At 60.6% G+C, this 6,662-nt stretch carries 9 protein-coding genes; 7 read left to right on the top strand and 2 right to left on the bottom strand.

The features are described 5' to 3' along the window. On the bottom strand, window positions 1–510 hold a 510-nt coding region (locus EOA36_RS22775), incomplete at its 3' end, for an alcohol dehydrogenase catalytic domain-containing protein (RefSeq protein WP_148669436.1). Between the two features lie 11 nt (window positions 511–521). Beyond that, window positions 522–1,067, bottom strand: coding sequence for a hypothetical protein (locus EOA36_RS22770; protein WP_127279519.1), 546 nt, complete (start codon window positions 1,065–1,067; stop codon window positions 522–524). A 119-nt stretch (window positions 1,068–1,186) separates the two neighbouring features. Here EOA36_RS22770 and EOA36_RS22765 point away from each other — a divergent pair, with 119 nt between their 5' ends. The 7 genes from EOA36_RS22765 (at window position 1,187) to rplL (ending at window position 6,401) form a co-directional block, all read left to right on the top strand. Continuing rightward, on the top strand, window positions 1,187–2,107 hold the full coding sequence (locus tag EOA36_RS22765; protein ID WP_127279518.1) for a LysR family transcriptional regulator: 921 nt from the start codon (window positions 1,187–1,189) through the stop codon (window positions 2,105–2,107). Between the two features lie 867 nt (window positions 2,108–2,974). Continuing rightward, the gene (gene secE / locus EOA36_RS22760) at window positions 2,975–3,178 is read left to right on the top strand and encodes a preprotein translocase subunit SecE (RefSeq protein WP_013531408.1); all 204 of its coding nucleotides are present in this window, start codon (window positions 2,975–2,977) and stop codon (window positions 3,176–3,178) included. Between the two features lie 28 nt (window positions 3,179–3,206). Then, complete coding sequence (nusG, locus tag EOA36_RS22755; protein ID WP_015317996.1) at window positions 3,207–3,734, top strand: transcription termination/antitermination protein NusG; 528 nt, start codon at window positions 3,207–3,209, stop codon at window positions 3,732–3,734. Between the two features lie 172 nt (window positions 3,735–3,906). Further along, window positions 3,907–4,335: a 50S ribosomal protein L11 gene (rplK, locus tag EOA36_RS22750; protein ID WP_010909262.1), complete on the top strand. Its 429-nt coding sequence runs from the start codon at window positions 3,907–3,909 to the stop codon at window positions 4,333–4,335. 4 nt (window positions 4,336–4,339) lie between these two features. Continuing rightward, window positions 4,340–5,038 carry a 50S ribosomal protein L1 gene (gene rplA, locus EOA36_RS22745; RefSeq protein ID WP_127279517.1) on the top strand — a complete coding sequence of 233 codons (699 nt, stop codon included), beginning with the start codon at window positions 4,340–4,342 and terminating at the stop codon, window positions 5,036–5,038. 412 nt (window positions 5,039–5,450) lie between these two features. Further along, window positions 5,451–5,969 carry a 50S ribosomal protein L10 gene (gene rplJ / locus EOA36_RS22740; RefSeq protein ID WP_027146631.1) on the top strand — a complete coding sequence of 173 codons (519 nt, stop codon included), beginning with the start codon at window positions 5,451–5,453 and terminating at the stop codon, window positions 5,967–5,969. A 54-nt stretch (window positions 5,970–6,023) separates the two neighbouring features. After that, window positions 6,024–6,401 (top strand): 50S ribosomal protein L7/L12, encoded by a 378-nt coding sequence (rplL, locus tag EOA36_RS22735; RefSeq protein WP_006202136.1) that lies wholly within the window; start codon window positions 6,024–6,026, stop codon window positions 6,399–6,401. Window positions 6,402–6,662: the final 261 nt, after the last annotated feature.

Below are 6,662 nucleotides of genomic sequence, written 5' to 3'. Positions count from 1 at the left end.
GGCATACACCACCGCTCCCAAACTATGGGCAACCTGTACAGCAGCCGAGCCGATCCCGCCCGCCGCACTATGGACAAGCACCTTTTGGCCGGTGTTGATTTGAGCCAGATTTGAAACCGCCTCGACGGCGGTAACAAAGGATTCCATCACCGCCGCCGCTTCGTGAAAGGGCATACTCTCTGGAATGGGCGCCGCCATGGCGCGATCGACGCGGGCAATCTCGCCGTAACCGCCGCCGCCGACAATCGCCATCACCCGCGCGCCAATCTCGACGTCTGTTACGGCATCGCCGACTGCAATCACCTCGCCCGCCACTTCCAACCCGAGAAGCGGACTCTCGCCGAAGTGTTGCGCGCCGTAAAAGCCGGTGCGCTGCAGGAGATCGGCGCGATTGACACCCGCCGCAGCAACCTTGACCAAAAGATCGGTGGGACGGATGTGGGGTACAGGAACCTCGGCCACATGCAGAACCTCTGCCGCACCGAACTCTTCATAGACGATAGCGCGCATGGCTCTGAACCTTATTTGCGGTTGGCAAGCGCGCGCCGGGCAATGCTGGCGGCAAACATAGGGGTTTCGCGGCTGTTGTGATCGCCACCCGCGTCTTGGCGTGCCTTGGCGGCATCTTCATAGGAGAGGCCATGTTCAGCGAGGAAAGCCATGAACACATCGGTGGGATGCGCAGTGACGCGATTGGTGTAGCGGGTGCGCCCGTCGTCCATGGCTTCAGCGATCAATTCCCACACCACATTGACCTGGGTGCGGCCATTGGCGGTGAAGACATCGGAGATCGAATTCATCCGGCAATAGTTCTTCTCGGCAACCTCGGCGATATAATGCTGGACGACCAGGCCCGAGCCGATTTGCTCGACATTGATGGACATGCGGCGACCATCATCCGTCGTGGTAACACCGGCCGCGATATGGTCAGGAACGCAGCAGCGCTGGTATTCGGCTTCCGGCAGGGTGAACAGCCAATCGGCGATGTCGATAGCCTCTAGCGGCACATCGATCTCGGCGCTATAGGCAGACTGCGACAGAATACGGTCTTCGAGAACGGCAACCATGTGTTTTTCCTTCGGTTTTGGGGGCGGAAGCATCCCGCCCGACGCGAGAAAATATGCGCTGCCGGTGCGCCGATGATAATGTCCGCTGTCTTTCAAACCGTTTTGCGCTGGCCGCACAAATGACCGATCCTCGTTTCGCCGAGCAGATGGCCATTTTTGTCGATGTCGTCCGCGGCGGCAGCTTCTCCAGTGCAGCGCGGCGCCGGGCGGTGACCCCATCCGCCATCATGCGTCAGATCGGAGCCATGGAGGAGAGCCTGGGCGTACCGCTCCTCATCCGCTCCACTCGCGCCTTGGCGCTGACCGATGCCGGTCAAAGGCTGTTTGAGCGCGCGCAGCATCTTCTGGATGCGCTGGCCGATACACGGGCGGAAATCGCTGCCTTTGATGGCGCAATAGCAGGGGTGGTGCGGATAGCCTGCTTTCCTACATTCGGGAGGCGCTATGTAATTCCGGCCCTTGGATCGTTGATGGCAGAGCACTCCGCTATCACGGCAGAAATTGATCTCACTGAAAAACTCGCCGATCCTGTTGCGGACCGTTTCGATGCCGTGATCCGCATCGGCGAATTATCCGACAGCAGCTTGATCGCCACCAAACTCGCCGACCAGAAGCGGCTTCTGGTCGCTAGTCCTTCTTATTTGGACAGCAAAGGGACGCCTGCGGACGTGGCCTCGCTCTCAAAACATGCGCTCATCGACAAACTGCATGGCGCTGACCTTCTCGGCTGGAGCGATGTGCTGGGCCGCCCTGCGGGTAGCGATGCGCTGGACAGAGTTGCTTTTCGCTCGGACGATTTCGAGGCCATGCGCTTGGCCACACTCGTAGGCATGGGTATTGGCCTATTGGCGGACTGGGTTGTTGGTCCAGACGTGCGAAGCGGAGCGCTGATCCGCCTTGGCCTTGGCGGCGAGAGTTGGAACAGGCGCCCCACCGGCATTTATCTACTGCGGGCACTCGCCAAGCCATCCGCAAAACTTGGTGCGTTCATGACAGCATTGCGCGAACAGATCGGGACGCCGCCGACTTGGGAGCAGTAACGCGCCTGTAGACGCAACACTCTGATTTCAGAACATAGCTTTCGTTCACGTTCCAATCCCGGCCTATCCGGCCAGCCGTTCATGCGGAATTCGCATCGGCTTACAGGAGGGCTATAGCGTAGACGTAGCTCTCATCATCATCCGGCGCGGTGCGCCAAGTTCTTCAAATAGTTACCGAGGCAACCCTTGTCATTGACCAAACGATCTTCACCACGCTGGATGATGTGGTGAAGGCGCTCACATCGGGCATGCCAACGACATTGCCGGACTTTGAGGGCAAGCTGTCGGGAAAGCTTGCGCCCGCCGTGTCCCTTCTACCTCCCGCCCCACCGATCGTGCCGCCAGGATTTACTGAACGCGCCGCGTAGCAGGCATTTGGATTGACGATTTCTTACACAAATCTTTGCACATCGAATGCCGATATGTCGTAAATTGCTGGTAAAACAATCGGATGAGTGAAGGCTATTCGGTCTCCAAAACCGCAGGTTCGAGCCCTGCTGCCCGTGCCATTTTCCAAGATGGCATCACAACGATTTTTGCGGGCGGCCTTTGAAAATCGGCGACCCGCTTGCCATATTAGCCCGATTGGGGCATAAGGGCGCCATAGCCGGGACGGAACGACTGGATGGTTCCGAGGCGGCGTTTGGTCATAAAGCGGACACTTGCCACTTGCGTGGATCAAGAATCGGTTTTATGTAGATGGAACAGACACGCGACGCGTGAAGCTGGGAAGCCGGCTTTACGCGTCTGATTTGCATGGGCGAAATGATTGCGCTGATTCGGCGCGAGATTGGGCTCAGGCGGCACGTCCCGGTCAGCGGGATCATCCAGGGGGCCCGGCCAACGGGTCTTGAAGACAGGCGGCATATGGCTTCGAAAACCACAAATCCTTTCGTCTTTCTCCAGCAGGTGCGCGCGGAGACAGCCAAGGTGACTTGGCCGTCGCGCCGCGAGACGATGATCTCGACGGTCATGGTCCTGGCTTTTGCTGTGATCGCGATGATCTTCTTCTTCACCGCGGATCAGCTCATGGGCCTCGCGGTCGAGCAGATTCTGGGCATTGGACGCTAAGTCCGGCGATTACGGAGAAGTCGTAAAAATGGCTACGCGCTGGTACATCGTCCACGCCTATTCGAACTTCGAGAAGAAGGTCGCCGAGGACATCGAGAACAAGGCCAAGCAGAAGGGCCTGTCCGCCGATATCGAGCAGATCGTGGTGCCGACCGAGAAGGTCGTCGAGGTTCGTCGCGGCCGCAAGGTCGACGCCGAGCGCAAGTTCTTCCCGGGCTATGTGCTCCTGAAGGCCAACCTGACCGACGCCGTGTTCTCGCTGGTCAAGAACACGCCGAAGGTCACCGGGTTCCTCGGGGACTCCAAGCCGGTGCCGATCACCGAGGCGGAAGCGCAGCGCATCCTGAACCAGGTGCAGGAAGGCGTCGAGCGGCCGAAGCCCTCGGTCACCTTCGAGATCGGCGAGGCGATCCGCGTTTCGGATGGTCCCTTCGCGTCGTTCAACGGTTTCGTCCAGGAAGTGGACGAGGAGCGGGCGCGGCTCAAGGTGGAAGTTTCGATCTTCGGGCGCGCCGTGCCTGTAGATCTGGAATTCGGACAGGTCGAAAAGGGCTGATCCGAAATCCCTGGCGTCGGTTCGGCGGTCAGGGGAGGCGGCGCGGAAGCGCGTGGCCTGAGAACGGTGGGAGGCGAAGGCGGCTTTAGCCGGCCGCAAGAACCGCACCACCAGACTGCAACCGCCGGTGTTTCCCATAGTGGGGCCGGCATAGACAAAGGCAGGAAAAGAGATGGCTAAGAAAATTGCAGGCCAGCTCAAGCTCCAGGTCTCCGCGGGATCGGCTACGCCGTCGCCCCCGATCGGCCCGGCGCTTGGTCAGCGCGGCATCAACATCATGGAGTTCTGCAAGGCGTTCAACGCGCAGACCCAGGAAATGGAAAAGGGATCGCCGGTTCCGGTCGTCATCACCTATTACCAGGACAAGTCGTTCACCTTCGTCATGAAGACGCCGCCGGTGAGCTACTTCCTGAAGAAGGCCGCGAACCTGAAGTCGGGCTCGAAGGAGCCGGGCAAGGTCAAGGCCGGCACCGTTTCGCGCGACAAGGTTCGCGAAATCGCGACTGCCAAGATGAAGGATCTGAACGCGAACGACGTCGAAGCGGCCATGCGTATGGTCGAGGGCTCCGCCCGCTCGATGGGTCTGGAAGTGGTGGGCTGAGATCATGGCAAAGATTGCAAAGCGTGTATCGAAGACCCGTGAAGGCATCGATCCCAACAAGGCTTACGCGCTCGCTGACGCGCTGAAGCTGCTCAAGGATCGCTCCTCGGTGAAGTTCGACGAGACCGTCGAAGTCGCCATGAACCTCGGCGTCGACCCGCGTCATGCCGACCAGATGGTCCGCGGCGTGGTCAATCTGCCGAATGGCACCGGCCGCTCGGTCCGTGTCGCCGTGTTCGCCCGTGGCGACAAGGCTGAAGAGGCCAAGGCCGCCGGCGCCGACATCGTCGGTGCCGAGGATCTGGTCGACATCGTCCAGAAGGGCACGATCGATTTCGATCGCTGCATCGCCACGCCGGACATGATGCCGCTCGTCGGCCGCCTCGGTAAGGTGCTCGGCCCGCGCGGCATGATGCCGAACCCGAAGGTCGGCACCGTCACCACCGATGTCGCCGCGGCCGTCAAGGCCTCCAAGGGTGGCGCGGTCGAGTTCCGCGTCGAGAAGGCCGGCATCGTTCATGCCGGCGTCGGCAAGGTCTCGTTCGACGTCAAGGCGCTGGAAGAGAACATCCGTGCCTTCGCCGATGCGGTGACCAAGGCAAAGCCGGCTGGCGCCAAGGGCAACTACGTCAAGAAGGTGTCTGTCACCTCGACGATGGGCCCGGGCCTCAAGCTCGACGTCTCGACGCTCGCCGCGTCCTGATTAGACCATTTGGATCGGCCTCGCGAAGGCTGATCCGTGACTGAATTCCGGGCCTTGGATTTATCCTGGGCCCGGTACCGGAAGCCGGAAGGCTTCCGGACATCCTGTCCGAGATTGCGGGCGGCCCGAGTCTTGATTCAAGAGGAGGGCCTTAATTCATGTGGGCCTGCATGAGACGGGTGAAAACCGGACAACGGAGCGACAAGCTCCAATGAAAGGTTCGAACCGTGTTTGCCTTTTGTCTGCGCATCGCCGGCTTGACCGTCGATGTGGCGAAAGGGGGCAGGATCCTCGAGCGTCGTTCGGGAGATCCGTTACTGGATGGCCCGGCCGGCAAAAAGGCAACCCGACGCCTGTCCTCGCAAATGGGAATGTTCCCATTGACGGGGCAGGGGTCAACTGGAGATAGGCAGTGGACAGAGCGGAAAAACGCGAACTCGTCACGGGCCTGAATGATGCGTTTTCGGGCGCAGGTTCAGTCGTCGTGGCCCACTATGCCGGTATCACCGTCGCGCAAATGAACGACCTTCGGTCGAAAATGCGCGCCGCCGGTGGCACCGTTAAAGTCGCGAAGAACCGTCTCGCCAAAATCGCTCTTCAGGGCACGGACTCCGCATCGATCATCGACCTGTTCAAGGGGCAGACGCTGATCGCCTATTCGGAGGATCCGATTGCGGCGCCGAAGGTCGCGTCCGATTTCGCCAAGGGGAATGACAAGCTCGTCATTCTCGGCGGCGCAATGGGCACCACCTCGCTCAACGCCGACGGTGTGAAGGCACTCGCCACACTTCCGTCGCTCGATGAGCTGCGCGCCAGGCTGGTTGGCATGATCGCCACGCCGGCAACCCGGATCGCCCAGATCGTCAATGCGCCAGCGGCCTCGGTCGCGCGCGTCATCGGCGCTTACGCCCGGAAGGACGAGGCGGCATGAGGCCGTTCCTCGCTATCAAAAACACACGTTCGAACCTAACGAAGGAATACAACAATGGCTGATCTCGCAAAGATCGTAGACGACCTTTCGAAGCTGACCGTCCTCGAGGCGGCTGAGCTGTCGAAGCTTCTGGAAGAAAAGTGGGGCGTTTCGGCTGCTGCTCCGGTCGCGGTTGCCGCTGCTGGCGGCGCTGCCGCTGCTGCTGCCCCCGTCGAGGAAAAGACGGAATTCGACGTCGTCCTCACCGACGCCGGCGCTCAGAAGATCAACGTCATCAAGGAAGTCCGCGCCATCACCGGTCTTGGCCTCAAGGAAGCCAAGGACCTGGTCGAAGCGGCTCCGAAGCCGGTCAAGGAAGGCGTTTCCAAGGCCGACGCCGACAAGTTCAAGGCCCAGCTGGAAGCAGCCGGCGCCAAGGTCGACCTGAAGTAAGCGTAAAAGCGGCGGGCGGCCTCGCGCCGTCCGCCACTCCCTTGGGTGACCAGGGGAGGCTGCGTGACGCGAGATGTACGAAAACCTCTTTCCTGAGGGCCGTAAACCGGCCTTCAGGAAACGGGTTTTCTCCCGTTTTAGCCGGTAGCCGCCAAGTAATTGGAAAAGGCGGCCGGAGAACAGACAGAGAGCCGCCGGCCAGGTGGCTCAGTATGCAAGACGAACCGCGGCGAGGTTCGTCCCGAGTTTAGAGCTAAGGAG

This window comes from Mesorhizobium sp. M8A.F.Ca.ET.021.01.1.1 (assembly GCF_003998025.1).
Taxonomy (GTDB): Bacteria; Pseudomonadota; Alphaproteobacteria; order Rhizobiales; family Rhizobiaceae; genus Mesorhizobium.
The sequence above is the reverse complement of the archived record's forward strand: the minus strand, read 5'-3'. Positions and strand labels throughout refer to the sequence as shown.